General features: G+C 65.8%; 24 protein-coding genes. 10 read left to right on the top strand and 14 right to left on the bottom strand.

Annotation, left to right across the window (positions count from 1 at the left end):
• Positions 1 to 4: 4 nt before the first annotated feature.
• From Y900_RS16945 to Y900_RS16985, 9 genes are all read right to left on the bottom strand, one after another.
• Positions 5 to 1,255: an MlaD family protein gene (locus Y900_RS16945; RefSeq protein WP_036343347.1), complete on the bottom strand. Its 1,251-nt coding sequence runs from the start codon at positions 1,253 to 1,255 to the stop codon at positions 5 to 7.
• On the bottom strand, positions 1,252 to 2,463 hold the full coding sequence (locus Y900_RS16950; RefSeq protein ID WP_036343348.1) for an MlaD family protein: 1,212 nt from the start codon (positions 2,461 to 2,463) through the stop codon (positions 1,252 to 1,254). The genes Y900_RS16945 and Y900_RS16950 overlap by 4 nt, the downstream gene beginning before the upstream one ends.
• Positions 2,460 to 3,575 carry an MCE family protein gene (locus tag Y900_RS16955; protein ID WP_036343351.1) on the bottom strand — a complete coding sequence of 372 codons (1,116 nt, stop codon included), beginning with the start codon at positions 3,573 to 3,575 and terminating at the stop codon, positions 2,460 to 2,462. Before Y900_RS16955 ends, Y900_RS16950 begins: the two co-directional genes overlap by 4 nt.
• Positions 3,572 to 4,591, bottom strand: coding sequence for an MCE family protein (locus Y900_RS16960; protein ID WP_036343352.1), 1,020 nt, complete (start codon positions 4,589 to 4,591; stop codon positions 3,572 to 3,574). The genes Y900_RS16955 and Y900_RS16960 overlap by 4 nt, the downstream gene beginning before the upstream one ends.
• Positions 4,584 to 5,639, bottom strand: a complete 1,056-nt coding sequence (locus Y900_RS16965; protein WP_036343354.1) for an MCE family protein — start codon at positions 5,637 to 5,639, stop codon at positions 4,584 to 4,586. Before Y900_RS16965 ends, Y900_RS16960 begins: the two co-directional genes overlap by 8 nt.
• Positions 5,636 to 7,012, bottom strand: a complete 1,377-nt coding sequence (locus tag Y900_RS16970; RefSeq protein ID WP_081845147.1) for an MlaD family protein — start codon at positions 7,010 to 7,012, stop codon at positions 5,636 to 5,638. Before Y900_RS16970 ends, Y900_RS16965 begins: the two co-directional genes overlap by 4 nt.
• Positions 7,013 to 7,867, bottom strand: coding sequence for an MlaE family ABC transporter permease (locus Y900_RS16975; RefSeq protein WP_036343355.1), 855 nt, complete (start codon positions 7,865 to 7,867; stop codon positions 7,013 to 7,015).
• Position 7,868: 1 nt separating this feature from the next.
• Entirely contained in the window at positions 7,869 to 8,741 is an 873-nt protein-coding gene (locus tag Y900_RS16980) for an MlaE family ABC transporter permease (RefSeq protein ID WP_036343357.1), read from the bottom strand.
• Positions 8,742 to 9,020: 279 nt separating this feature from the next.
• Positions 9,021 to 10,094 carry a fatty acid desaturase family protein gene (locus Y900_RS16985; protein WP_036347057.1) on the bottom strand — a complete coding sequence of 358 codons (1,074 nt, stop codon included), beginning with the start codon at positions 10,092 to 10,094 and terminating at the stop codon, positions 9,021 to 9,023.
• A gap of 288 nt (positions 10,095 to 10,382) precedes the next feature.
• Between Y900_RS16985 and Y900_RS16990 the strand changes: the two genes are divergently transcribed.
• Positions 10,383 to 11,093, top strand: a complete 711-nt coding sequence (locus Y900_RS16990; protein WP_036343358.1) for a GAF and ANTAR domain-containing protein — start codon at positions 10,383 to 10,385, stop codon at positions 11,091 to 11,093.
• A 10-nt stretch (positions 11,094 to 11,103) separates the two neighbouring features.
• A complete protein-coding gene (locus Y900_RS16995; protein ID WP_420329772.1) occupies positions 11,104 to 11,901 on the top strand; it encodes a GAF and ANTAR domain-containing protein in 798 nt (265 codons plus the stop codon).
• A gap of 4 nt (positions 11,902 to 11,905) precedes the next feature.
• Here the strand turns inward: Y900_RS16995 and Y900_RS17000 are convergent, their stop codons facing one another.
• A complete protein-coding gene (locus Y900_RS17000) occupies positions 11,906 to 12,724 on the bottom strand; it encodes a GAF and ANTAR domain-containing protein (protein WP_036343359.1) in 819 nt (272 codons plus the stop codon).
• A gap of 68 nt (positions 12,725 to 12,792) precedes the next feature.
• Positions 12,793 to 14,427, bottom strand: a complete 1,635-nt coding sequence (locus Y900_RS17005) for a fatty acyl-AMP ligase (protein ID WP_036347062.1) — start codon at positions 14,425 to 14,427, stop codon at positions 12,793 to 12,795.
• A 376-nt stretch (positions 14,428 to 14,803) separates the two neighbouring features.
• Here Y900_RS17005 and Y900_RS32430 point away from each other — a divergent pair, with 376 nt between their 5' ends.
• On the top strand, positions 14,804 to 14,974 hold the full coding sequence (locus tag Y900_RS32430; protein ID WP_157838257.1) for a hypothetical protein: 171 nt from the start codon (positions 14,804 to 14,806) through the stop codon (positions 14,972 to 14,974).
• 294 nt (positions 14,975 to 15,268) lie between these two features.
• On the opposite strand, the gene Y900_RS17010 is transcribed toward Y900_RS32430, so the two are convergent.
• Positions 15,269 to 15,715: a DUF5709 domain-containing protein gene (locus Y900_RS17010; RefSeq protein ID WP_036343362.1), complete on the bottom strand. Its 447-nt coding sequence runs from the start codon at positions 15,713 to 15,715 to the stop codon at positions 15,269 to 15,271.
• A gap of 136 nt (positions 15,716 to 15,851) precedes the next feature.
• On the opposite strand from Y900_RS17010, the gene Y900_RS17015 reads away from it, so the two are divergent.
• The 4 genes from Y900_RS17015 to Y900_RS17030 all read left to right on the top strand — a co-directional run bounded on the left by Y900_RS17015 (position 15,852) and on the right by Y900_RS17030 (position 19,302).
• A complete protein-coding gene (locus tag Y900_RS17015) occupies positions 15,852 to 16,343 on the top strand; it encodes a hypothetical protein (protein WP_036343364.1) in 492 nt (163 codons plus the stop codon).
• The gene (locus Y900_RS17020) at positions 16,340 to 16,882 is read left to right on the top strand and encodes a ferric reductase-like transmembrane domain-containing protein (RefSeq protein WP_036343366.1); all 543 of its coding nucleotides are present in this window, start codon (positions 16,340 to 16,342) and stop codon (positions 16,880 to 16,882) included. The genes Y900_RS17015 and Y900_RS17020 overlap by 4 nt, the downstream gene beginning before the upstream one ends.
• Entirely contained in the window at positions 16,875 to 18,086 is a 1,212-nt protein-coding gene (locus tag Y900_RS17025) for an NADH-ubiquinone oxidoreductase-F iron-sulfur binding region domain-containing protein (RefSeq protein ID WP_237752583.1), read from the top strand. Before Y900_RS17020 ends, Y900_RS17025 begins: the two co-directional genes overlap by 8 nt.
• Before the next feature lie 715 nt (positions 18,087 to 18,801).
• The gene (locus Y900_RS17030; protein ID WP_237752700.1) at positions 18,802 to 19,302 is read left to right on the top strand and encodes a DUF5994 family protein; all 501 of its coding nucleotides are present in this window, start codon (positions 18,802 to 18,804) and stop codon (positions 19,300 to 19,302) included.
• A 9-nt stretch (positions 19,303 to 19,311) separates the two neighbouring features.
• On the opposite strand, the gene Y900_RS17035 is transcribed toward Y900_RS17030, so the two are convergent.
• Positions 19,312 to 20,634 carry an MFS transporter gene (locus Y900_RS17035; protein ID WP_081845148.1) on the bottom strand — a complete coding sequence of 441 codons (1,323 nt, stop codon included), beginning with the start codon at positions 20,632 to 20,634 and terminating at the stop codon, positions 19,312 to 19,314.
• A gap of 116 nt (positions 20,635 to 20,750) precedes the next feature.
• Positions 20,751 to 21,206 carry a DUF5994 family protein gene (locus Y900_RS17040; protein WP_036347068.1) on the bottom strand — a complete coding sequence of 152 codons (456 nt, stop codon included), beginning with the start codon at positions 21,204 to 21,206 and terminating at the stop codon, positions 20,751 to 20,753.
• 506 nt (positions 21,207 to 21,712) lie between these two features.
• Between Y900_RS17040 and Y900_RS17045 the strand changes: the two genes are divergently transcribed.
• The 3 genes from Y900_RS17045 to Y900_RS17055 are packed head-to-tail and all read left to right on the top strand — an operon-like array spanning position 21,713 to position 25,274.
• Positions 21,713 to 22,780, top strand: coding sequence for a glycosyltransferase (locus Y900_RS17045; RefSeq protein WP_337588779.1), 1,068 nt, complete (start codon positions 21,713 to 21,715; stop codon positions 22,778 to 22,780).
• Positions 22,777 to 23,796, top strand: a complete 1,020-nt coding sequence (locus Y900_RS17050) for a hypothetical protein (protein ID WP_036343371.1) — start codon at positions 22,777 to 22,779, stop codon at positions 23,794 to 23,796. The genes Y900_RS17045 and Y900_RS17050 overlap by 4 nt, the downstream gene beginning before the upstream one ends.
• Positions 23,793 to 25,274: a glycoside hydrolase family 130 protein gene (locus tag Y900_RS17055; RefSeq protein ID WP_036343373.1), complete on the top strand. Its 1,482-nt coding sequence runs from the start codon at positions 23,793 to 23,795 to the stop codon at positions 25,272 to 25,274. Before Y900_RS17050 ends, Y900_RS17055 begins: the two co-directional genes overlap by 4 nt.
• Positions 25,275 to 25,290: the final 16 nt, after the last annotated feature.

Raw genomic sequence — 25,290 nt, forward strand, 5'->3', positions numbered from 1 at the left:
CTCCTCAACTCGGCGGTTCGATCGGCAGCACCGGGCCGCCGTAGGGGGTCGGAATGGTGTAGCGGCCTTTGGGTGTCGGGTCGGTGGTCGCACCCAGGTCGGCGCCCGGCGGGGGACCGGCGGTGTCGTCGTCGGCCGGGCGCGGTGCGTTCTTGGCGCCGCGGATCAGCACCGCCGGGTCGTCGTCGCGGCAGTACGTATACAGGTAGGGCTCGGGGTAATCGGCCGACGATGCCGGACGCCTCGGCGTGCCGTAATCGCATGCGTAGCGCGGGTAAATGTCGGCGGTCGCCCACAGGCCGTGGTCGTGCATCACGGTGGCCCACGCATCGAGCAGGGACCCGCGGTAGTCCGGGAACAGCGCATTGAGGGCCGGCACCCGCACATACAACAGCTGCGAGGCGGTGGCCATGCTGGTCAGCAGCCCGACCATGGTGTCGGAGTTGTCGGTGAACAGAGCGTCGGTGGCCGAGAGGGTGTGCGGCGTTTGATCGACGAGCCGGCGGTAACCGTCGACCATCTTGTTCACCCCGCTGAAGGTGCGATTCAAGTTGTCGGTGGCGACCTTGATCCCCGCGTTCTTGTCGGCCGCGGTGGTCAGCACGATCCGGCTGGTCCGCAAAATGCTCGTGGTCTGCGGCAGAACGGAATCCAGCGTCGACAACAGGAACGTGCCGCCGTCGATGATGTCGGCGAGCTTCTGCGGGCCTTGATTGGTCAGGCTCAACTCTTTCTTGATCAGTTCGAGCTTGCCCGGATCGACCTGCTTCAACATCCCGTCGGCGTGGGCGAGGACGTCAGCCAAGCTGACCGGCACCGAAGCCTTGTCCTGCGCGATGACGCTGCCGTCATGCAGGTACGGCCCGGCGTCGGAGGTCGGCACGAATTCGATGTACTGCTCACCGGCCGGGGACAGACCCGACACCTTCACCGGGCTGGCCGACGGGATGCGGACATCCGAGCGCACGGTCGCCACCGCGGCCACTCCGTCGGGCGTGATCGCCAGCGACTGCACCCGCCCGATCGGCACCCCGCGCAACGTCACGTCCTGATTGGGCAGCAGCCCACCGGATTCCGGCAGCTTGATCGTCACCCGGTACGCCGAGTCGAACGGCGTCACCCGCAGCGCACCCACCAACACGTACGCCGCGGCGACCACCAGCGTCAGGACCAGACCCACCGTCGACAACCACAATCGGTGCCGATAGCCGAACCCGACCCCACGCACCACGCGGCCGGCTGCCCACTCGATCATGGCGGCGGCTCCGACGCAGGCGGGCCAGGTGGCGGGCCAGGTGGCGCGACGATCACACTGCCGGGATCGGTGGGGCTGGGCAGCACGGGAACCTGCGGAACCCCGGGGCCGGACCCGACGACGCGCTGCTGCAATCGCCAAAGCGTGTACTTGAACGTCCCGACCATCTGCGCCCAGTCGTAGCGCTTGGGTCCGTGGAAACCGGGGTCGCCGAGGAAACCGGCGTCCGGCATCGACCCGAGAACCAGTCGGTCGATGCTGGCCCGCACCGAAAACGAGTTGCTGGCAGTCGCTTTGATGATCGGCGGCATCAGCCGGTTCAGTGACCGCAGATCGGCGTCCGGGGCCAGCACCAGGTCGTTCCACGAGCGGGCGATGGTGTTGGCGTCACCGATCACACTGCGCCCGCTGGTGTCGGTGCCCGCGATCGACGGGAACTTCTGCAACTGCTTGCTGGTGTCGCCGGCCTGCTGGACGACGTCGGCGACGGTGTCGGCGTTGGCGGCCAGTGTGTCGGTCGCCGGACCCGCCGCGACCATCACCTCGCTCAGTGCCTGATTCTTGGCGTCGAGTTCGGCGGCCAAGTGCGAGGTTTCGGTCAACGCGTCCGAGATCTGGTCGGAGCGTGCTGTCAGCTTGGCCAGTGTGCCGTTGGTCTTGGCGATGATGTCGCCGAAGGCCTGCCCTTGATCGCCGGTGGCCTTACCCAACCCGTTGATGACGTTGGTGAAGTTGCGCACCGCGCCGCCGTTCACCATCACCGCGGCCGAACTGAGCACCGACTCCACGGTCGCCGCCGCCGTCGTGGAATCCAGACCGATGGTGTCGCCATCCTTCAGCAACGGCGTGGCCGCGGAGGCGTCTGGCGGGGGTTTCAATGCGATGAACACATCGCCGAGCGGCGTGGCCGAACGCAATTCGGCCGTACTGCCCCGCGGCAGACGCACCCCGTCCATGATCCGGATCGTCGTGACCGCGGTGTAATTGCTGGCCACCATCCTCTCGAGCTGGCCGACGTCGGCGCCGGCGAGCTTCACCTTGGCCTCGGCGGGCAGGTTCAGCGCATTGGAGAACACCGCGGTCAGCCGGTACCCACCGCTGCCGACGCTCGGGGCCGGTAGCGGCAGGCTGGACAGGCCGTTCGACGAGCACGCGGTGGCGCCGACCGCGACCAGAGCCGCGGCAGCGGTCTGCTTCCAGCGTCTCATTTCTGGCCCATCGCGGCCATGCCGTCGAGAACGTAGGTCAGCCCGAAGTCTGGGCCGAAATCCTGCAATGTGCCGGTGCTGCAGCCCAGTTGGCGCAAACCCATCAGGTTGCAGATCTCCTTGGTGTACTGGCTGTCGAACAGCACCCGATCGGTGAGCACCCGCGCCCGTGCCGCGCCGTTGTTCTGGTCGACGACGTTGTACATGTTGTCCAGCGTCAGCGGCGCGACGTCGAGGAACTCCTTGAGGTCACGCTGCCGTTCGACCAGTGTGTTCGCCGTCGTATTGCCGTTGTTGACAACAGCTTTGATGTTGTCGCGGTTCTTCTCCAGGAAATCGCCGACCTGGGCCAGCAGGGTGTTCATGGTCTTGCCGGTGGTGCCGCTGCCGAAGTCCTCGTCGTTGACGATCTGGCTGAGCTGACGCACGGTCGCGCCGAACTCGCGCAGCGTCGCGTCGTTGTCGGCGGCGGCCTGCATCAGCGAGCTGAGGTTGCGCACGATCGTGGTCAACTGGTCTCGGGTCTGTGCGCCGCCATCGGCGGACAGCCGCAAGGCATTCGACAGCTGTCCCAGCGCATCCTTGATCTTCTGGCCGTTGCCGTCGGCGATCGCTGCCCCCGAGTTGACGACGTTGGCCACCGGTCCGTTACCGTTTCCGTCGCCCTTGAGCGAGGTGGAGATCTTGTCCAGAACACCAAGCACCCGGGCGAACTCGACGGGCGTCTTGGTCCGCGGCAATCCGATGGTGTCGTGATCCTTGAGCACCGGACCGCCGCGATATGGCGGAGTGAGCTCGATCTGCCGGTCGGTGAGGATCGACGTCGAGATCGTCACCGCCTGCGCATTCGCCGGGACCTGCACGCCGCGGTCGACGGTGAACTGCACCTCGACGTAGCCGCTCTTGGGGGTGATCGCCGTGACCTTGCCGACCGGCATGCCGAGCACCGCGACCGTGTTGTCGACGTACAGCCCGGCGGCGCTGTCGAATTGCGCGGTCAGCGTGATGTGGTCGGTGGCCGACCGGAAGTACGTCCACGCCACGGTGATCGCCGACGCAGCCACCACCACGACCACCGTCAGAACGGCCAGCAGCCGGGCCCGCGCATTCATTTGCAGTCCTTGTAGTACTGGATCATGTTGAACTGCTTGGCTCGTCCGCTGATGGCGCACATCCAGGAGTCGACGGCAATACCGTTGGGCGTGTTGAAGTCGACGGCGTTGCCGGTGCCGCTGGCGTTGGCGAAACCGCGCAGTGCCACCGGTCCGGCCTGCAGGGTGCTGCGCAGCAGATCGTCATGTTGGGCCAGCAGGTCGGACAGCCGGCGCAGATTCGTGATGGTCTGGTCCAACTCGCCACGGTTGGCCACCACCGTGGTGCTCATCGTGTTCACCAGGTTGGTCAGCGCCGCCATCATGGCGTGGAACGTCGCGCTGCGATCCACGAACCGGCCGATCAGCTCCTGCCCCTGAGTGATCATCGCCGCGATGTTGGCGTGCTGGCGCTCCAGGGTGCTGCTGACCATGTCCGTGCTTTTCAGCAACGCGCCCAGCTGGTCTCGCCGGTCGGCGATCACGGTCGACAGGGTGTGGATGTTCTGCATCGCCTGCGGCACCACGGCGGGCAGGCCCTGCATCTGTTCGCCGAGGATCGCCAGCGACTTCGCGAACGAATCGGTGTCAACCTGCTCGTAGGTGGTCGTGACGTCGGCAAGGGCGGCCTGCAGGTCATACGGCACCTCGGTGTGCGACAGGTCGAAGGTGTTGTCGGGCAACGTCCCACCGTCGACGGGCTCCAACGCCAGATAGCGCGATCCCAGGATGGTGGCGACCTTGATGACCGCCTTCGAGTCCTTGCCGAGCGCGACGTCGTCGCGAACCTCGAGGCCGGCTTCGACGTGGTCGCCGGCCAACGTCATGCTGGTGACCTTGCCGACCTGGATGCCGCCGATGGTGATCGGGTTGCCCGCCTGCAGGGCGGCGGCTTGAAGGAACTTGGCGGTGTAGTGCCGGTGACCGACGTTGGCGGCGTTGGCAATCAGCATTGCCCCGACGATGACGGTCACCACGGCGACGGCGATCAGACCGAGCCAGGTCTTGTTGTAGGTCTCCAGCGGGCGCCTAGCCATTGGCCATGTTCCTGCATCGTGGGGTGTACATCGCCTTGTTTCCCGGTGTCGCCGCGTTGACGATGATCGGCGTGATGTCGTTGAGGCCGGGAAAGAACCCGGTGCCGTTCAGATCGCAGGCGTACGCGTTGGCGAAGGCACCCTCGTTGGTGATCCGGGCCAGCCCTTTGAGCATCAGTGGCAGGTTGTCACCGGTGAACGCCAGCTGCGGCTCGATGTCGACCAGGTGTCCGGTGAAACCGGGCTGGCGCGTGATCATCTCGTTCAGTGACGGGTTGACCGTGTCGGAGATCGTCGACAGCTGGCGGATCACCCGCGCCATCGCCCCTGTCGAATCCACCAGTTGGGTGCGCCGGGCATTGAAGTCCGATACGACTGAGCTGGTCTGGGAGAGCACCTGGTCGAGGCTGGTGTTCTGCTTGGCCAGGCTCGCCATCACGGTGTTCAACTGAGTGATCACATCACCGAGCACCTGATCGCGCCCGGCGAATGTGTCGGTCAGCGTGGAGGTTTGGCTGACCAGGTTCACGATCGACGAGTTGTCGCCCTGCAGCGATTGGATGACGCCCTTGGTCAGGTTGTCGGCGTCGCGGGGGTTGAGCACGCTGAACAGTGGTTCGTAGCCGTTGAGCAGTGTGCCGACGTCGAAGGACGGATCGGTGCGCTCAACCGGGATCGTGGCATGCGGTGCGAGCGGGCCCGGGCTGCCGATCTTTCCGAGTGACAGCCCGAGGTAACGCTGCCCGACGATGTTCTGGTAGGTCACCGACGCGACAGTGTTGCCGAACAGGTGCTGATCGTTCTGTACGACGAACGACACTTTGGCCAATGTGCCTGCCAGTTCGATCTTTTCGACCCGTCCGACGCGCACGCCCGCCATCCGGACGTCGTCACCTTCACGCAGCCCGTACACGTCGGTGAACATCGCGGCATACGGGGTGGTGGGGCCGGCCACGTCGCGGCGCAACGTGACATACACCAGCCAGGTCAGCGTCACCGCCACCACCATGAGCAGTGACAGCCCGATCAGCGGGGCGCGGAACTTCATCTCGACCCTCCGGCCTCGGCGGGCAGTGGCGGCGCCGAAGCCGGCGGTGCCGGCGACGGCGGGGCATCGTCGGGATTGGCGGCAAGCGGCACCGGAGGAAACGGCGGGGCCCACCACGGTGTCGGGGGATTGGGGTCAGTCAGGTTCGGATTCGGGTTCACCAGCGGGGGGCCGACCGCGACGAGATTGCCGTCCGGCCCGACGACGGTGCCCGGCGTCGGGGCCAGATCCTTGGGCGGCTGGTAGTTCTGCGGCAGCAGCATCTCGGGCAGGTCTGGCCGCACGACGATCTTCGGTGCCGTGTAGCAGCTGGCCCCCAGCAGCTGGCCGTAGCGCGGGCAGTCGGCCCGGGTGTAGTCGTAGCTGGGCGTCAACGACAGATTGACCCGCATGTTGCCGGTATCCAGCTCCGGCATCCATACCTCGTCGAAGAACTTGCGGGACAATACGTTCAACTTCGTGAATGCCGGCACGAACTTGCCCGCGTTCATCGCGAGGCTGCCCAGCACCGGCGTCAGGTCGTGGCTGATGCCGGTCAGCTGGTCGATGTGATTGTCCAGCGCGGTATGCGTGGTGCCCAGCGTGTGCGCGCCACCGGTCACCAAAGCGGTCAATGCCGACCGCTTTTCGGCCAGCACCTGCATGGGCTGCACCGCCTGGTGCAGCGCGTCAACCAGATCTGGTGCGGTGGCAGCCAGCCCGTGGGTGGCGTCGATCAACGCCGAGACCGTCGATGGCCCGTCGTCGGTGCTGATGACCGAGTTCAGCTGGTCCAGTAGCCGATTCAGTTGGGCGCCGCCGGTGAGCAACTTTGTGCGCCGGTTCTCGGTGGCGGCGTTGACCGCAGCCAGGATTCCGACGCTGCGGTCCTCACGGCCGCGCCCGGTGGCGGCCAGCACGTCACGCAGCTTGCTGATGGTGGTCTGGAAGAGCACGGTCGGCAGCTGGGTGTCCTCGGGAATGTGTTCCCCGGCGCGGATCGCCGGCCCGGCCCCATCGGCCACGAGTTGCACCGACGACACCGCGAACACGTTGGACGGGACCACCCGGGCCGTGACGGTCGCCGGGATGGAGCCGGCGTACTCGGGCTTCAGGTCGATGTGGACGTAGTTGGGATGACCGTTGGCGGCGGGGACTACGCTGTCGACCAGTCCGACCAGAATGCCGTGATATTTCACGTCTGACTTCTGCGGCAGCCCGTCACCGACGTTCAGCAGATCGGCGACCACTCGCACATAGTTGTCGAGCTTGCCGTTCGACTTGAGCAGCAGCAGCGTTGTCACCAAAGCGGCGACCACCACGACGGCCAGCCCGCAGACCAGGAGCTGACGGTCGGTAGGTCCACGCCCGTCGAGGTCAAAGGAATTCGCCATCTAGCCGCCGAACCTCGCCCCGGCATCAACGCTCCACAGCGCCATGGTCATCAGCATGTTCACCACGATCGTCACCGTGATGGCCGCGCGCATCGCGTGCCCGGCGGCGATGCCGACCCCCTCGGGTCCGCCGCTGGCGTAAAAGCCGTAGTAGCACTGGATGGTCGAGGCGATCCAGACGAACACGACCGCCTTCAGCAGCGAGTACAGGATGTCCCTGCCGGACAGCATCAGCGTGAAGTAATGCAGGTAGGCGCCGTTCGATCCGCCGCTGATCACCTCGACCACGATCTGGGTGGTCAGGTAGCTCACCGCCAAACACAAGACGTAGAGCGGGATCACGGCGACGACGGACGCCATCAGTCGCGTGGTGACGAGGTAGGGGATGGGGCGGATCGCCAGCGAGTCCAGCGCGTCGATCTCCTCGGCGATCCGCATGGAACCCAGCTGTGCGGTGAACCGGCAGCCGCCCTGCGTCGCGAACGCCAGCGATGCCGCGATCGGCGCGAGCTCGCGGGTGTTCACCAGCGACGAGATGATCCCGGTCGCGGGGCCCAGCCCCAACAGGTTCAAGAAGTTGTAGCCCTCGATGCCGACGATCGCGCCGACCGTGACGCCCAGCACCAAAGCGACGCCCGCGGTGCCGCCGCCGACCACCAATGACCCGTTGCCCCAGGCGATATCGGACAGCAGCCGGGCGAACTCGGTACGGTAGTGGCGCAACACGATCGGCACCGCCGCGACTGCGCGGACGAAGAACACCAGCATGTGGCCCAGCCGGACGACCGGTGACATCAGCCGCCGGGAGAACCGGGCCCAGGGGACCCGGAACGGGCTGTAGGTCGATGCGGTCACCTCACAGCCCCACTCGCGGGAACAGCATGTTGTATAGCTGGCTGATCGCGACGTTGACGATCATCAGGATCAGAATCGATTCGACGACAGCAGCATTCACCGAGTTGGCGACTCCGGTGGGGCCGCCTTTGGTGGACAGTCCCTTCTGACTGGACACGATCGCGACGATCGCGCCGAACACCACGGCCTTGAGCAACGCCAGCACCATGTCGCCGGGCGTGGTGAAGGACGCAAACGTGGCCACGAAGCTACCGGGGGCACCGTTCTGGAAGTAGACGTTGAACAGATAGCTCGCCAGGAACCCGACGAAGCACACCACTCCCGTGAGGGCGACGCCGATCATGATCGCGGCGGCGAACCGCGGGACGACGAGGCGGCGAATGACCGAAACGCCCATGACCTCCATGGCGTCGATCTCTTCGCGCATCGTCCGTGAGCCCAGATCCGCGGTGATGGCCGAACCGACAGCGGCCGCCATCAGGATCGCGGCGACCAGGGATGCAGCCTGCCGGATCACGGCCAGCCCGCTGGCCGCACCGGCCAGCGAGGTGGCGCCGACCTGGCCGGCGAGCAGAGCGAATTGGATCGACAGCGTCACCCCGACCGGCAGGGCCACCAGCACTGTGGGGACCACGGCTGTTCCGGCCATGAAGGCGCCTTGGCGGACGAACTCCTGCAGCGGGAACCGGCCGGTGACCAGGTCGAGGAACAAGTATTGAAGGGTTCTCACCCCGAGGACGAACTGATCACCGACGGTCGCCAGCGATGCCAGCGGATGCCGCTTCACATAACCGAGGGTCCACCCGCCGACGACGTCGACCGCCCGCGGGTTGGCCACAGCTCCCGACGATGGCGATTCCTCGGCCGTCGTCATGATCGTGCCCGCATCATCGCCAATCCGAAATTCGCTTCACCGTAGGATATTTGACGCCCATGATCGAGCTCACGAGCGATGATCACATACAACAAGCCATCACTACGCGAAGTTCAAAGGGCGCCACGCCAACCTCCTCAACCTGTCGCCACGGTATGACCCGGCCGCTCCCGGCGTCAAGAAAATGGAGAATATTCGTTAACATAATCGAACCTATGGTGTGCCTAAGTGAACGTCAGGTCACCACGAGGTGCGGTGTCATACGAAGACGCGCGTGGCTCAGGCGGCGCGGTCCGGCAGCGCCAGCTTGAGGATGGTCCGCTGCGTCTGAAGGAATTGGCGAAGCAGTGGGCCGGTGGTGTACGGCAGACCGTATTCCTCGCAGAGCGGGCGAACCCGTCGCGCTATCTGGGCGTAGCGATTGCTCGGCAGATCGGGGAACAGGTGGTGCTCGATCTGGTAGCACAGGTTCCCGCTGAGGAAGGCGAGTACCCGCCCGGCCGTGAAGTTGGCGCTGCCCAGCATCTGGCGCAGGTACCATTCGGCCTTGCTCTCCTGCTGGACGACATCGGGTGTGAAGGTCGACACCCCGTCGGGGAAATGCCCGCAGAAGATCACCGTGTAGGCCCAGATGTTGCGCACGATGTTGGCGGCGACGTTCGCTGACAAAGCCCGCCGCCAACGAGATCCGTTGAGGGCCGGGATCGCAACGTAGTCCTTGATGATCTGTCGCCGGATCTTGGCCTTCAGCGCGCGCGTGTGGCCTTGGCGTTGCTCGGCGTTGGTTGCGCGTTCATGTTCCGAGTGCAGACCGTGCAGTGCGATGCCCCATTCGAAGATGACGGCCAGCAGCGCGTTGCGAAACGGCTGCATCAGGTTACGTGGCCGCCATGCGACATCGCGGGTCACCCGCATGATGCCGAAGCCGAGGTCGTCGTCGACGCCGACGACGTTGGCGTACATGTGGTGCCGGTAGTTGTGTGAGTACTGCCATTGCGACGACAGCCCGGCCATGTCCCACTCCCAGGTGGTGGAGTGGATCTCGGGATCGTTCATCCAATCCCATTGCCCGTGAACGACGTTGTGGCTTATTTCCATGTTCTCGACGCTCTTGGCCACGGCCAGCGACGCCACCCCGAGCAGCCACCCACGCCGTGATCGGCTGCCGAAGATCAGCAGTCGGGCGCCGGCATCGAGTGCTCTCTGGAACATGATCGTGCGACGGATGTAGGCGGCGTCGCGCTCGCCGCGGGAGTCCTCGATATCGCGGCGGATCGCATCGAGTGCGGCCGCCAAGGTATCGATGTCCTGTTGGCTCAGATGCGCATAGTCAACGACGTCTGTGATGGCGATGGGGAGTCCTCAAGAAATCGACCATTGTGCGTTGAGCGACAACGGCATTGGAGGAAGTGCCCGTCTGTGAGCGGATGCTCGCGGCATCGCGGAGGTGGGACGCCGATTCGGGCCGGCTGCAGGTGCCAGCAGCACCAGCTTACCCGTCTGGGGGAGTGCTGCCGCCCGGCGCCGTCGCCGCTCGGGTTCGGCAAATCCGAGCATTAGTGCGCCGAGTAGAGGAGGGTGGGGGCATGGTCGCGGAACTGTCACCCGTCGGGCCGGCATCTCAAGCCTGGTCCGGCTAGTTTGACGATCCAGGACGAGCTTGTTGCGGCCGTCGACGGCCAGCGTGGAGTGAAAGCCGCCGACCGGCTCTGTGAAGCGTGTGTGCTCCTGCTCGACATTGACGCAGCCGCGATTTCGCTTGTCTTCGATGGTGCGAACGCGGGCACGCTGGGCTCCAGTGGTGCCTCGGCTCGGGCGTATGACGAATTGCAGTTCACCTACGGCGAAGGGCCGTGCCTGGACGCGGTCCTCCAGCAGGCCCCGGTGGTGGTGATCGACCTTGCGCATCCCGGGGAAGCGCGGTGGCCCAATTACGGACGGGCCATGCTGGAGCATCGGATCCGGGGAGTTCTTGCGATGCCGGTACTGGTAGCCGGTGAGTATGTGGGCGCGCTGGACCTCTTCCGGGCTCAGCCTGGTCCTCTGGCGGGCGAGCAACTCGCCGGCGCGGCCGCCGCTGCCGAGCTGGCCGGCATTCCGGTGCTGGATCTGCTGGTCGGCGACCTGCAGGCGGCCGTCGATGATCCCAGCAGCAACGCATGGGCGGAATTGTGTACGTTGAGCCGCGCCGAGGTCAGCCAGGCAACCGGAATGTTGGTGGCGCAGTTGGACATAGATCCGACCGAGGCGCTGGTGCGGCTGCGTGCGCACGCCTACGCCACCGGTCGCACCGCTACCGATGTCGCCCGCGACATCATCGACCGGCGGCTGAGACTGGAGACGGACAGATGAACGACGACAGATGCACACGCACATCCAGGCCGGGAGGCAAGCCATGGTGAGCGATGACCTTCGCGAAACTCGCGTACTCAGCGCGGTGGTATCACTGGTCGACAGTCTGCTCGACGATTTCGACGTTGTGGACCTGCTGACAGAACTGACCGAACGCTGTGCCGAACTGCTCGACATCTCTTCGGCGGGATTCCTCCTCGCCGATCCATTACGGCGACTCCATCTGGTGGCCGCCACCTCGGAGCAGACGCGGGACCTCGAGCTGTTTCAGCTGCAGGCCGAGCAGGGGCCCTGCATCGACTGCTACCGGACCGGCGAGCCGGTCGTGGTGCCCGACATCGCCACGCAGGTCGACCGGTGGCCGCGGTTCGCCCCGGCCGCGGCGGAGGCCGGCTTTGCGGCAGTGCACGCTTTGCCGATGCGCGCAGCAGGTGTGGTGCTCGGCGCGCTGAATTTGTTCGACACCCGGCCCGGTGGACTAAGCGAAGCCGATCGACTGGTCGCGCAGACCCTCGCGCACATCGCGTGTGTGGCGGTCCTGCAAGAACATCCGCCCACCGCCGCCACCGTGGTCTCGCCGCTGCGGTCGGCCCTGATCGGTCGCGTCGTCGTGGAGCAGGCCAAGGGGTTCGTCAGCGAGGTGCTCGGTGTCTCGATGGATGAGGCGTTCCGGTTGATCCGCACTCACAGCCGGGCGCATGGCGAGCATCTGACCGATGTTGCCCGGCGGTTGATGAGGGACCGGCACACCCGGCCGGAGTTGGTCAGGGCACTCACGGAACTCGCCCACCGTGAAGGCCGGCAGTGAGCACCTATTGCTGACGTGCGCGGGCCCGGCGGACCGCCTCGTCGACGAGTTGCTCGGCGACGTCAGCCAATTTGATGTGCTCCCGCTGGCTGATGCGGATGAGACGGTCGAAGGCCTCTTGCGCCGTGCCGCCGGAACGGCTGCGAATGATGCCGATCGCCTGGTCGATCACTGCCCGGGTGCGCAGCGCCTGCTGCAATTGCTTGGTGCGCAGTCGGGTACTTGCCAGCAGCTGCGCGTTGTACACCGATACCGCTGCGGGGCCGGCGAATTGGGTTCCTAGCTGTACGGCGTGTTCGGTGAACGCGTCCCGGCCGTAGGCGTAGGAGTTGATCGCGCCGATGACCCGGTCACCGACCGCCAGCGGCAGTGCCAGTACCGAATGCACACCCATGCGGGCCACCGAACCGCCGAAATGCGGCCAGCGGCGGTCGCTACCCAGCGAACCGCTGACCGCCGGCCGTCCAGACCTCAGGCAGCTGATGCACGGCCCTTCGCCGAGCTTCTCGTACTGCAGGGTGTCGATGTCTTGAATGAACTGCGCGGTCACCGACCGTGCCTGGACGGCCAGTTCCTCACCACCAGGACCGGGGGTGCGGGGCTCGATCACCGTGACACCGGCGCCGTCGGCTCCCGGTATCGCCTGAACCGCGAATTGCGCTACCTGGCGCAGCATTTCATCAACGCTGGCAGCATCCGCGATGATCCCCGACAAACCGCTGAGGCCAGCGCTCAAATCGAGTTCGTCAGACTGGAGCTGAGCCGGGGTGAGTTCTGGTTCCGGGGGCGGCTTGCGGCCCGGCTGCACGTCGTAGTCGTCCATCGACCCCCTCCCCGGGTGTCACTGGGCGGAGACAGCGGGATCCCCGCGCGATCAATGTACCGCTGAGCTCAGGTCACCAGTGCCAGGGCATGAGCGCGCCGCAACTTGCCGGACGGGGTCTTGGGGATGACTCCCGGGGCGAGCACCACCACGTTGCGTGGCCGGGCGTTGACCTCCACCACCACTTCGTGGATCACCTGGTGTTCGATCCGACGGACCTCGTCGTGGTCGTCGAAGTTTTTGCATTCCACCGCCACTGCAAACGATTCGCGGGAGTGCCCCGCATCGAGGCGGACCGCTACCGCGCAACCCGGGCGCACTCCATCGACGCGGGCGGCGGCGCGTTCGATGTCGGTCGGGTAAATGTTGCGCCCGGCCATGATGATGACGTCTTTGAGCCGACCGCAGACGACGATGTCGTGGTTCTCGGTCAGATAGCCCAGGTCGCCGGTGTCGTACCAACCCTGATCGTCCTGTGCCGAGATGAACCCGGCGACCGTGGTGTACCCCGGCGTGACCGGGTCGCCACGCAGGTGGATGACGCCGACTCCGCGGGCGGGCAACACCGCCCCGTCCTCGTCGAGGATGCGGGCCTCCAGTCCGTTCAGCGGCGGACCGAGTGTCACCAGACGCCTGGTGTTGCCGCGGGTCGCGGGTACGGCGCGGTGCAGGACTGCCAGCAGATCGGCGTCGATCTCGTCGACGGTCATGCCTGCGCCACACGCGGAGAACGAGGCGGCGACGGTGGTCTCGGCCATGCCGTAGGCCGGAAGTATCGCCTCCGCTCGCAGTCCGTGCGGTGCGCCGGCAGCACACAGATCCTCGACGTCGGCCGGATCGACCTGCTCGGCGCCCGACAGCGCCCACCGCAGCGACGACAAATCGAACTGACCCGGCGACGCGAGGCTGCGCAGCCGCTTCGCCAACAACTTGTAGGCGAAGTTGGGGGCCGCCGTCATCGTGCCCCGGTATTTGTCAATCAGCTTGACCCACAACAGGTTATCGCGCAGGAAGTCCATCGGGGTCATCTTGATGAGCTCGACCCCGAAGTACATCGGCACGGTAAGGAACCCGGTCATACCCATGTCGTGGAAGCAGGGCAACCAGCTCACGATCACGTCGGACTCGACGTCGACCTCGGCACCGGCGAACATCGCCTCGGCGTTGGAGACGACGTTGGCGTGCGTGATCCGGACCGCCTTGGGCGAGCCGGTCGATCCCGACGTCAGCTGCATCAGGGCCAGGTCGTCGTCATAGGACGTCACAGCCCGCACCGGGTCGGCTTTGAGCAGTTCGCTCGCGATCACCACCCGGATTCCCCGCTCGGTGAGCAGCGGCGCGGCCGGCAGGAACGGCTCGCCGACGACGACGGCCTTGGCGTCGATCGTCTCGAGAACCGCCATTGTCTCCTCGGCCCAGCGCATCAGGTCGGTGCGCGGCGTCGGCTGGTGCAGCATGGTGACGCTGGCGCCTCGAATCCAAATGCCCTGAGCGGTCGGCGCGATGTCCACGGGATACCCGGCGAGCACCGCAACGGCGTCGCCGTGTCCGACACCGGCGGCGGCCAGGCCGCCGGCAATTCGGCTGGCGCGGGCGTGCACCTCGGCCCACGTGTGGCGCATAGGGGCGTCGGGCTCGCCCGTCACCATCCCCTTCATGCTCCATTGGGCGTTGCTGAGCATGGTTTCGGTGAACTGGCTCAATGGAGCTTCCTTCTGCACGCCGCGCCTGATGTGCGCCGTGCGATGTTTGTGGCCGCAGAATGACTGCCGCGAGTGATCGTGTGAAGCAGCGCTTATTCGACGCTGTTTGATCGGCCACGCGCCCACGCTGGGCGCCAGATCGTGCGGTCGGCAACGTCGGGCCGGAGGGCACCGGTGCGGCGGGGCGTACAGATCGCCGCCGTGACGTTTCCGCGAGGCTGGTGGGTCAGCCCACCATGACCGTACCGTGCGACGGCGCTGGTCGGGGACGACTCGCAGGCGAATCGGTCCCGGTGCTTTCCACATGCTGACTCGCGGAGTCTGTGGCAAACGTCAGGTAGCTTCAATCTCCACGAGAGCTGCCGAGGAGTAAACGGTGGAGACGACGCTATTCGGGCGCTATCAGCTGCAGGAGCTGGTAGGTCGAGGCACGGGCGAGGTCTACCGCGCTTTCGGCACCAAGACCGACCGCGTCGTCGCCCTGGAGGTTCTCCCGCACCGGCTGGCGCAGGACCAGACGCTCCAGCAACGCTTCAGACCTATCTGATCGACTTCGGGCACGCCAGGCCCTGACCGCACGGGTTCGGAAGCCGGAAGCTCCGGTCGCCACGTCTTGGCAGAGCTGCGGCCACACCGCCGCCGCACATTCGCCGCCATCGGGCGCAGCCGTCCTGTTCGGTGGACACCGCAGGTGTGTGTGCCTGGGCCGTTGATGATCGTGCCTTCGCCGGTGCGCGAGCGAGCTGACGACGACGATCACCGGCACGATCTCGTCGACCCTCGACGGCAACACTCAGGTGCTGCTCGATCCGACGAAGGTCATCAATGACCAGCTGAGTGCTTAGCCGTCCTCATCCTCGATGACGTGCATGGCGGCCTCCTCCGCGGAGGCCGCCCCGCCGTCGATACCGACGTCTTCGGCGACGAGCTCGGACTCGTCGTCCTCACCGAAGCCCGCATCGGGTGCCACCAAACGTCCGGACCGAGCCCGGCCGACCTCGTCGTCCTCGGGATAGTCGGAGTCGTCCGCAGCGGAGCCATCCAGCTCGTCGAGCACGTTGTTCAGCCGGGACACCGGATCGGGTTCTTCCTCGGCCAGCAGCTCGTCGAGCGTCTCCGGGCCGGGATGGTCGAGGTTCGTGCGGGCGACCGGCCGCTCCGGAGGGGAAATGCCCTCGTCGAGGATGTCGTCGACGGCACGGTCAACCAACGTGTCCTCGGGCTGGAGCTGGTTGTCGTCCTCGACGCTGTATTCGCCGCTGTCAGTGCTGTCGTCCCAGGTGCTCACAGCTCCAGAATGTCACGACGTCAGAGCAGCGCCACGGGGACTTTCGTCACCAGCCGCTCGACGGCCGTCACCGCGCCCGCGCGGACCCATAACCACTTCTTTGAGCTCATAAAGAATCGATCGCCACCATCAACGCATGGACTCACCTCGTTCCGGATTTCGCCGGGCCGCCGTGACCTCGTGGGCGTTGGCCGGTATCGGCATCGCCGGAGTGGCGGGCGCATCGGCGTTGGCCTACGGCGACACCGTCAAGCCCGTCGTTGCCGAGCTTCCGCCGGCAGACCCGGTCGCGACCGACCCGGCCGTCGACCTGCCGCCGGCACCGCCCGTCGTGGAGCCGCCCCCGGCGCCGGTTCCCGCGGCGGACACTCCGGCGCCCCCGAGCCCGGAGCCGACCGTCGCGCCCGCCCCCGCGGAGACCTACACCCCGCAGCCGACCTACACCCAGAAGCCGGTCTACACCCCGAAGGCGACCGTCCAGGAACAGGCACCGGCACCCGCGCCGGCACCGAGCGCCAAGTCGCAGCCCGCGTTCCCGATCCGGCAGAGCCATGTCCCGGCCGGTGGCGGCGGCACCTCAGGGGGCAACAGCTTCTCCCCGCACATCACGGTGTCACGTGGGTCATGACGAACGAGGCGCTGTGGGCGTTGGGCCGTGGCAACGGCGTCGTCGCGTTGGTGTTCATGACGGTGTCTATGGCATTGGGTATCGCCGCACGGTCCGGACGCCCGCTGCTGGCGCTACCCAGATTCGCCGTCTCTGACGTCCATCGCTTCGCCGCCCTGTCGTCGACGCTGCTGGTGGCATTGCACATCGGCCTGCTGTTCCTCGACCCCTACGCCAAGCTGAAACTCATCGACATCGTCGTGCCCTTCCTCAGCGCCTACCGGCCGCTGTGGCAGGGCCTGGGCACCGTTGCCGTCGACGTGCTCGCCGTCGTTGTGATCACCGGTCTGCTCCGTCACCGCATCGGGCCGCGAGCCTTCCGATTGGTGCATTGGGCGACTTACTCGTTGTGGCCTGTCTCGATGGCTCACGCGCTGGGCAACGGCACTGACACCGGACGCGCGTGGTTCCTCGCGATCGCAGCCGCCTGCGCGGTCGTCGTGGGCGCGGCGCTGATCTGGCGGCTGCGCGCCAACTTCAGTGAGTATGCCGATGCGTAGCGCACCGCGGCTGCTGTCCGCTGCCGGACCGACTCTCGCTGAACACCTCGACCGTTTCGGCCCTGCACCGAAAATCTCCGGCAGCCAACTCATTTCGCTTCTCAACGACGCCGGGCTGTCCGGGCGGGGCGGCGCCGGCTTCCCGACCGGCCGCAAACTCGCCGCGGTCACCGGCCCGGACCCGGTGGTGATCGCCAACGGCGCCGAGGGAGAACCGTTGAGCCGCAAGGACGCGCTGCTGCTGACACGGGCGCCGCACCTGGTGATCGACGGCCTGCATATCGCTGCCGCCGCGATCGGCGCCCACACCGGTTACCTGTACGTCCACGCCGACGCTGTGGCATCTGTGCGCGCGGCCCTCGACGACAGACGAGCTGCCGGGCTCGACCCACACCGTGTCGAGCTGACAGTGGTGGAGGCACCCGACACCTTCGTCGCGGGGGAGGAATCCGCTGCGATCCGGCACATCGAGGGCGGCCCCGCGTTGCCGCGCGACCGCACCGTCCCTGTCGCGATCTCGGGGGTGCGTAAACGCCCCACGCTGGTCAACAACGTCGAGACGTTGGCACACATGGCACTGATCGCCCGCCACGGGGCCCACTGGTTCCGCTCGATCGGAGACCCGGCCGACCCGGGCTCCATGCTCGTCACCCTCTCCGGCGCGCTGGACGGTGAGGGTGTTGTCGAGGTGCCGACGGGCGTGCCGATCACCGACCTGATCGACACCAGAGCGGTGTCGGCGATTCTCATCGGCGGCTATCACGGGAGTTGGCTGCCCGCTGAGACTTTCGCGGGACTGCGGCTATCGCGCACGGGCTTGAAATCGCTTGGTGCATCGCCCGGCGCCGGGATCGTTCACCTTCTGGGCGTGACCGAGTGTGGGTTGGTCCGCACCGCCGAGATCGCCGGCTACCTCGCCGACGAGAGCGCACGCCAGTGCGGTCCGTGTCGCAACGGCTTGCCCCGGTTGTCCGAACTGATCGACGAATTGGCCTACGGGCGCGCCAGTGACCATCTGGTCAAAGAGATTCGGCGTATCACCCGGCTTGTGGACGGCCGAGGGGCGTGTCGGCACCCGGACGGGACCGCGCGCATGGTCCGCAGCGCGTTGCGCGCGTTCGCGGCCGATATCGAGCAGCACCGCCTGGGCCGGTGCGACAGCGTGGTGCCGGCGGCACCGGTATCGAAAATGCCGATGGCATAGCCGGGCATCCTCTGCCGAGCAGAGATCCCCGGTCAGCCGACGGTCGCGTTCCTGGCTAGAAGTGTTGTCCGCGAGCAGGATCCGATGCGATTGTCGTGCATCGCGCGTGTGAGTCTCAGCGAGCCTTGACGTTAGCCACGGTTTGAGTCGGCTGGCCGTCGGACTTGGAGCGCTTGTCGGCCCGTTTTTCTTTGAGAGACTTGCCGGATTTCTTGGACATACCCTGTCGGGGGGATTTGTCGGACATCGTCGGCCCTTCAATAGGGGGCCTGTTGGTGGTCCCGGTCCCTCGGACTCTACGCCCGAATCCCCGAAACGTTCCCGACAAGCCAAGTTCTGGCCTTCCCGACTGGCAAATGTTCCTGTCCCGCAGGATTTTTCACGCGGTCAGCGAGCGGCGAACGCGATCACCGGTCAATACTGTCGACACCAGCCGCACTGCGAATGCGGCATCGATCGACGATCCACGAACCTTGGGGTGTAGTGTCAGATGCAGATCCGTTGCATTGGCGGGGACCGTTAGGCTCGGGCTACGTCCATGGGTCGACCCTGCTAACTCGTGAGGAATTTCCCACATGGAAAACTCCGACCTTTTCTCGCATCCCGTCGACACGACGGATGTTCCGTACGAGACGGTCAATGCCCCTGTCCTGCACCCGATTTTCTCTGGGCTCACCGAGTCCGACTCGCCACAGTCTGCGTCCTCGTGAACGGCATGTCCGGGAGTCGGCGCCTTGCCAGCCCGGTGCGCATCACCCTGAAACCCACCCTCGGCGGCGACATCGACGGCGCCTGGTGGCCGCATTCCTTCGCGCTTGCCCGCGAACTGCCGGAACTGATCGAGGCATTGCACCCGGTCCTGGGTGAAATCGTCGATATCAAGATCAACTGGTCTTCGTCGTCCGGCACCCCGGTTCTGAAGACGCTCACGTCGGGAGCGGTGTCGATGCACGGCTGGAACGACCGCCAGCATCGGCTGATGATTGTCTCCGGCCGTACCGGCTGCGCGCGGCTGCTTGTGGTGCCCAGCTCGACGTCGGTGAACTTGGGGCGTCTGGTGATACGGCGCGCTGCCGCGATGGATCCTGGCGCCGAGCACGACAGCTCGATGTGCGATATCGCGGACGCTGTGATTCGTGCGGCAGAGGCAGAGTGCTCCCTGTGGTCGGCCCAGCTCCTCGAGGCGGCCGCGAAGGTCGAAGCCTCCGCGCCCTGACGCTGTCGGCTAGCACGCCACGTGGGCCAAGCGCTGCCGCGGGACGCTGGTTTCGCTCGGCTCGATTGACTCAGGGATGCCCAAGCCACGTCCGGCGGTCTCCGTCAGAAGCAGCACGCTGATCAGGCTGACCACGGTGAAGCCGGCCATCATCGCGGTGATCGACCAGCTGCCGTACGACGACAGCAGCATGGGGGACAGCACTGGGGGCAGCGCGCCACCCATGATGCCGCCGACGTTGTAGGACAGGCCGGCGCCGCTGTAGCGGTAGCGGACCGCGAAGATCTCCGGAATGAATGCGGCCAAGGGGCCCATCATGATTCCGATGATGCCGTAGGTCCCGATGATGGCGATGCCGTAGCGGACGGGGTCGCCGGATTGAATGAGCGGAAACAGGATCAGAGTCCAGGGCAACGCCAGTGCGGCGCCGAACGCCAGGATGCGGCGACGGCCGTAGGTATCGCTCAGGATCGCCGACGCGGCGACGAACGCCAGCGAGCACACGCCGCCGGCCACGCCCACGAGCAGGATCAGATCCTCGTCATAGTGCAGGTGCGTCGCGGCATAGTTCGGGAAGTAGGTGCCCACCTGGAACGCCAGCATGAACAGGCCCATCACCGCGCCGGCCGCCAGTACCACCTCGCGGCCTTGGTGCCGCATCGCCTCGGCGAGCGGAACCCCGCTGTGGCCCTCAGCCGCCGACTCGGCGAAGACCGGGCTCTCCTCGACGTGCAGCCGGATGTAGAGCGCGACCGCCACCAGCACCGCGCTGATCAAGAATGGGATGCGCCAACCCCATTGCAGGAAGGCCGTTTCCGCGTCGCCGAAGGCGCCGTGCACCCCAAGGAACACCAGGTTGCCCAACACCAGCGCGGTACCGAGACCCAACTGGGTGAACATGCAGTAAAACCCACGCTTGCGTTGCGGCGCCTGCTCGGCGCTCATCAGCGCGGCGCCGGCCCACTCACCGCCGACGGCGAAACCTTGCAGCAGTCGCATGCTGATCAGGAGCAGGGGCGCGGCCGCGCCGATGACGGCGGTGCTGGGGATGAGACCCACGCCGACGCTGGATGCGCCCATGATCACCAGCGTGAACACCAAGGTGTTCTTGCGCCCGATGCGATCGCCGAAGTGACCGAACACCGCTGCGCCGACCGGCCGGGAGAGAAATGCTGCCGCGAAGGTGCCCAGTGAGGCGATCGTCGCCATCAGTGGACTCAGACCCGGGAAGAACACGTGGGGGAACACCAGTGCGGCGGCGGTGCCGTAGATCAAGAAGTCGTAGTACTCGATGGCCGAGCCGACGTAGCTGGCGAGCGCGACCCGGCGCATACCTGTTTCCATGACGCAATCGTCGCCAGTGGCGTGCGCCACAGGTATCCACCGGCCAGAGGATCTTCGCAGTTGACCGTGGTGTCCACCGATCGGTGGACACCACGGACCCTCGCCTAGCTGTCGAGGGACGCCGCCAGGAGTTCATCACTGGTCGAGGCATTGTCGGGGGCCGCGGCCGTCATCATGACGGCGTGCGCCCGATCGGCATCTGTTCCGACAGGTACGACGAGCAGGACCAGCTTCCCGCCGCCAAGCCCCTGGACTTCAACCGTGTTGCTCGGTTGGCGGTTGTAGCCGTCGAGTCGGACGACTCGTCCGCCGATCAGAATCTTGCCGCGGGCCTTCACCCACTCCGTCATCTTGTACAGGACATAGCTGATGGGGCCGAGGCGAACTGACAACACCGCGAGCAGGTCGGGGACTTCCGCCTCGAGGTCGTCGCTATGCGGCCACCACGCCCCGTCAACGCGACCAGTCTGAGGACCCTTAGGCTTCAGTCTCAAGCGAGGTGTCGCCTGCGGTGGCGGCTCTTTCCAGCCAACTGATGTGCGGACTTCTGGTTGCGTCATCGGACGCTCCTGTCTGCGGCCATGAAACCCACCAAGATGGGCGGAAGTGACGCGATGGGTGAACGCGTCCGAAGCATCGCCGTACGTGCAGCCTACTCGCATCGGTACCGACATACGTCCTGACCGACAAATCCGGGCAATCGGTTGGAAACCGTTCGTTATCAATGGAAATCGATGTGGACTCGCGCGACGCGGCTGCATGGTGAGTGGCGCCTCCCGCGCTGTCAGATTCTCTCGCCGGCCGTCGTTCTCGTTCACGGCCTGGTCGCGGGGTGTAGGGTAGGTGGTGTTGGGAATCCAGCCAGTCCGGAATGACTCAGCCGTCCGCCGCTGACTCGCCGAGCATTCGCTCACGCCGGGCACGTCGGTGACAACCGCAAGACGGGATCACCTTGAACCTTCACTCTGTCCTTCCAACAATTGCGCCTATTGGCGTTCGCCGCCAAGGCTTTTCCGGCATCCCGCGGGTCGGAATTCTGAGTACCTACCCGCCGACGTTGTGCGGATTGGCCACCTTCAGCGCGGCGTTGGCCGACGGGCTTCGCGTGAACGGTGCCGCCGTCGACGTGGTTCGGATCGCCGATGGAACGCCAAGCGGCGATGTCCATGTCATCGGCGAGTTGATCAACGGTGTACCGGCGTCGGTGTCCGCAGGTGTGCAGCTGCTGAACAGATCTGACGTGGTGGTCATACAGCACGAGTACGGGATCTATGGCGGGGCTGACGGCGAAGATGTCGTTGACATCATCCGTGGGATACAGGTTCCGACGATCGTTGTTGCCCATACCGTGCTCAAAGAGCCCACGCCGCAACAACGTTGGGTACTGGAAACGATAGTGGCCCAAGCCGATCAGGTGGTCGTGATGACCACCGCTGCGCGCGACCGTCTTTGTCTGGGCTACGAAGTCGACAGCCGGAAGATCACCACGATTCCGCACGGGGCCACCGTGGTGGCCAGGGCTCATGTCAAACGTGGCGGTCGTCCCACGCTCTTGACCTGGGGCTTGCTGGGGCCGGGTAAGGGCATCGAGCGAGTGATCGATGCCATGGCCACGCTCAGCGAACTCCCCGGGCGGCCGCTCTATCTGATCGCCGGTCGCACGCATCCGAAGGTTCTCGCCGCGGAGGGCGATGCCTACCTTGATGCTCTGCGGGAGCGGGCCAAGTGCCGCGGCGTCGCGGACTCGGTGAGATTCGATGTCGCTTACCGGGACAATCAGGCGCTTGGCGCGATCATTCAGTCAGCGTCGGCGGTGGTCTTGCCTTACGACTCCACCGAACAAGTCACCTCGGGCGTACTGGTTGACGCCATCGCCAACGGACGCCCCGTCGTAGCGACCGCGTTCCCTCATGCGGCCGAACTGCTCGGCGACGGCACCGGAATCGTCGTGCCGCACGGTGACACGGATGCACTCACATCCGCCCTGCTTTCAGTGCTGACGCAGCCGCGGATGGCCGGGCAGATGGCGGCAAGGGCACGTCTGTTGGCTCCGACAATGGCGTGGCCGGTGGTTGCGAAGGACTATCTGGTTCTGGCTCAACGTCTTCGCTCCAGGATGTCGGCTCTCGTATGAGCGAGCTGCCGATTCCGAATTTCGACCAACTGCTTCGGATGACCGACCATCGCGGGACCTTTGAGCACGCGTGTCTTGACGAACCGCGGCCCGAGCACGGCTATTGCACTGACGACATGGCCCGCGTGCTCGTCGTCGCCGCCCGTGAGCCCGGTGCCTCCGGTGAGGTCAATCGCCTGGCCGGCGTTGCCGTGCGGTTCCTGAATGACGCCCAAGCCCTCGGTGGTGCCTGCCGGAACCGAATGGATGCCGCCGGTAAGTGGTTGGACGAGCCGAGCCTGGATGATGCTTGGGGTAGATGCATCTGGGGCCTCGGCACCGCAGTAGCGCACAGCGAGGTCGTATGGGTGCGCAAGTCAGCGCTGGTTCAGTTCGAACGCGCCGCGCAAGGACGTTCGAAGTGGCCGCGCGCGATGGCATACGCCGCTTTGGGTGCCGTTGAAGTTCTAACGGTCCATCCCGACCATCGCGCTGCCCGGAAACTGGTCACCGATTACGCGGTCTCAATTGCCAAGCCGAACGGGGATCCTGACTGGCCTTGGCCCGAGCCACGTCTGAGCTACGCCAATGCGGTTCTGGCCGAGGCGATCATTGGCGTGGGCGTGGCGCTGGAGGCACCGAAGCTGTGGCAGCAGGGCCTCGACCTGTTGGCATGGCTTCTGGATATCGAAACCTTCAACGGGCACCTGTCGCCCACTCCGGTCGCGGGGCGGGGCCCGGGTGACCCTCAACCGGCCTTCGATCAGCAGCCGATCGAGGTGGCAGCCCTGGCCGACGCCTGCGCTCGCGCTGCTGCCGTCGACGCCGCCGCGCAGTGGAACGACGGAGTGCGAAATGCTTTGGCGTGGTTCACCGGTGCCAATGATTCCGGCCAGCTGATGTGGGATCCGGCCACCGGCGGTGGATACGACGGGCTGCAGGCTGACGGCATCAACCTCAATCAAGGCGCTGAATCGACATTGGCAATGATCTCGACGATGCAGCACGGCCGGCGAATATCGTTGCTGCAGAGATGACGTCGATGGAAGTTGATCTCGCCAAGCGCGTCCCGCTGCGGCTGACGCTTGACAGGTCACGGGTCGTCACCCGGCTCTTCGTACCCGGCCAGGAAGGCTTCGAACAGCAGGACTCCCGGGCGGGAGCGGTACTCGCGCGCATCCTCGCGCTGAGTGAAGACGAGGTCATGCGCTCGCTGGATGACGTGATCAGCCGTTTCGACAGCCGGCATCGCGATCTGGGCGGCACGTTCCGGCGACACGCGCGCGAACTCGCCGACCGGCTGCGGCCGGACGCGCGAGTATCCGATGCCCGGATGTTGCTACTGGGCGCCACCTTCAGCAGCGAGTACGCGATCGAGGGTGCTGCGCTGTGCAATCCCAGCATGGTCGCGCACCCTGACCAGGCCGGAATGGTGGCTGGTGAGCTGCGAATTCTTCTGAGCGTGCGCGGTATTGGTGAGGGCCACCGCTCGTCGATCGGTTTTCGGACCGGTGTGGTTGATGCGACCGGTAGTCCCCACATCGACCCTGTAGGTGCGTTCGCCACGCTCGGCGCGACGGCGCCGGGCGGCTTGGACGCCGCGGTTTTCCGCAGCGAGCTCCACCAGTTCGGCGATGACGGGGACGCGGCCAACTATGTCCTGGAACCACTCGGGGAGTGCTTCACCCGTACCGACCTGGAGGAGAGGCTGGTCCAACTGCAGTCTCACTCGAGCACCCGTGGACGCGTGCTCGAGACAATCTCCGAGATCCGCGCGATCGCGGACAGGAGCTACGCTGTTGAATTCCTGGACCAGGTACCGATTTCCGAACGGGTGCTGTGGCCTGCGACACACGCCGAGTCGGTCGGTATGGAGGACGCGCGCTTCGTGCGCTTCGTGAACGTCGATGGCTCCGTGACCTTCTACGCCACCTACACGGCTTACAGCGGATCGCGCATAAGCCAACAGCTGTTGGAGACGGCCGACTTCCGGTCGTTCACCTCGAAGCCCATGGTTGGGCGCGCTGCGGCCAACAAGGGTCTGGCATTGTTTCCGCGTCGCATCAACGGCCGGTACGCCGGGTTGTCGAGGGCGGATCGCGAGTCGAACTCGATCGCGTATTCGGATCACCCATTCGTGTGGACTGACTCGCGCCCGTGCCAGCGCTCGGTCGAGGCCTGGGAGGTCTTGCAACTGGGCAACTGTGGTTCACCGATCGAGACCGACGCCGGTTGGTTGGTGCTCACCCATGGGGTCGGCCCGATGCGCACCTACCGGATAGGGGCCCTGTTGCTCGACCTGGATGATCCGACGAAAGTGATCGGCCGGCTGCGCGAGCCGCTGCTGAGCCCCGCCCCGGACGAGCAGGACGGTTACGTCCCCAACGTGGTCTATTCGTGCGGCGCAATCGTCCACGCCGATACCTTGGTGCTGCCTTACGGGATTGGGGACGCCTCTATCGGGTTTGCGACGGTTGCGATGTCCGACCTGATGTCGGCACTCGGGTCGGGATGACGTTCAGACGAACCCG

The sequence above is a fragment of the Mycolicibacterium aromaticivorans JS19b1 = JCM 16368 genome (genome assembly GCF_000559085.1).
Lineage (GTDB): Bacteria > Actinomycetota > Actinomycetes > Mycobacteriales > Mycobacteriaceae > Mycobacterium > Mycobacterium aromaticivorans.

Excerpts from the sequence above, each read along its gene's own strand:
- Y900_RS16965 (WP_036343354.1), bottom strand. The coding sequence starts at position 5,639 with ATGAAGTTCCGCGCCCCGCTGATCGGGCTGTCACTGCTCATGGTGGTG.
- Y900_RS17035 (WP_081845148.1), bottom strand. The coding sequence starts at position 20,634 with ATGCGCCGGGTCGCGCTCGCCAGCTACGTCGGCTCGGCCATCGAGTAC.
- Y900_RS17030 (WP_237752700.1), top strand. The coding sequence starts at position 18,802 with ATGTCCGGGAGTCGGCGCCTTGCCAGCCCGGTGCGCATCACCCTGAAA.
- Y900_RS16995 (WP_420329772.1), top strand. The coding sequence starts at position 11,104 with ATGCACACGCACATCCAGGCCGGGAGGCAAGCCATGGTGAGCGATGAC.
- Y900_RS17040 (WP_036347068.1), bottom strand. The coding sequence starts at position 21,206 with ATGACGCAACCAGAAGTCCGCACATCAGTTGGCTGGAAAGAGCCGCCA.
- Y900_RS16950 (WP_036343348.1), bottom strand. The coding sequence starts at position 2,463 with ATGAGACGCTGGAAGCAGACCGCTGCCGCGGCTCTGGTCGCGGTCGGC.
- Y900_RS17020 (WP_036343366.1), top strand. The coding sequence starts at position 16,340 with ATGACGAACGAGGCGCTGTGGGCGTTGGGCCGTGGCAACGGCGTCGTC.
- Y900_RS17055 (WP_036343373.1), top strand. The coding sequence starts at position 23,793 with ATGACGTCGATGGAAGTTGATCTCGCCAAGCGCGTCCCGCTGCGGCTG.
- Y900_RS17015 (WP_036343364.1), top strand. The coding sequence starts at position 15,852 with ATGGACTCACCTCGTTCCGGATTTCGCCGGGCCGCCGTGACCTCGTGG.
- Y900_RS17025 (WP_237752583.1), top strand. The coding sequence starts at position 16,875 with ATGCGTAGCGCACCGCGGCTGCTGTCCGCTGCCGGACCGACTCTCGCT.
- Y900_RS16960 (WP_036343352.1), bottom strand. The coding sequence starts at position 4,591 with ATGGCTAGGCGCCCGCTGGAGACCTACAACAAGACCTGGCTCGGTCTG.
- Y900_RS16980 (WP_036343357.1), bottom strand. The coding sequence starts at position 8,741 with ATGACGACGGCCGAGGAATCGCCATCGTCGGGAGCTGTGGCCAACCCG.
- Y900_RS16970 (WP_081845147.1), bottom strand. The coding sequence starts at position 7,012 with ATGGCGAATTCCTTTGACCTCGACGGGCGTGGACCTACCGACCGTCAG.
- Y900_RS17000 (WP_036343359.1), bottom strand. The coding sequence starts at position 12,724 with ATGGACGACTACGACGTGCAGCCGGGCCGCAAGCCGCCCCCGGAACCA.
- Y900_RS16955 (WP_036343351.1), bottom strand. The coding sequence starts at position 3,575 with ATGAATGCGCGGGCCCGGCTGCTGGCCGTTCTGACGGTGGTCGTGGTG.
- Y900_RS17050 (WP_036343371.1), top strand. The coding sequence starts at position 22,777 with ATGAGCGAGCTGCCGATTCCGAATTTCGACCAACTGCTTCGGATGACC.
- Y900_RS16945 (WP_036343347.1), bottom strand. The coding sequence starts at position 1,255 with ATGATCGAGTGGGCAGCCGGCCGCGTGGTGCGTGGGGTCGGGTTCGGC.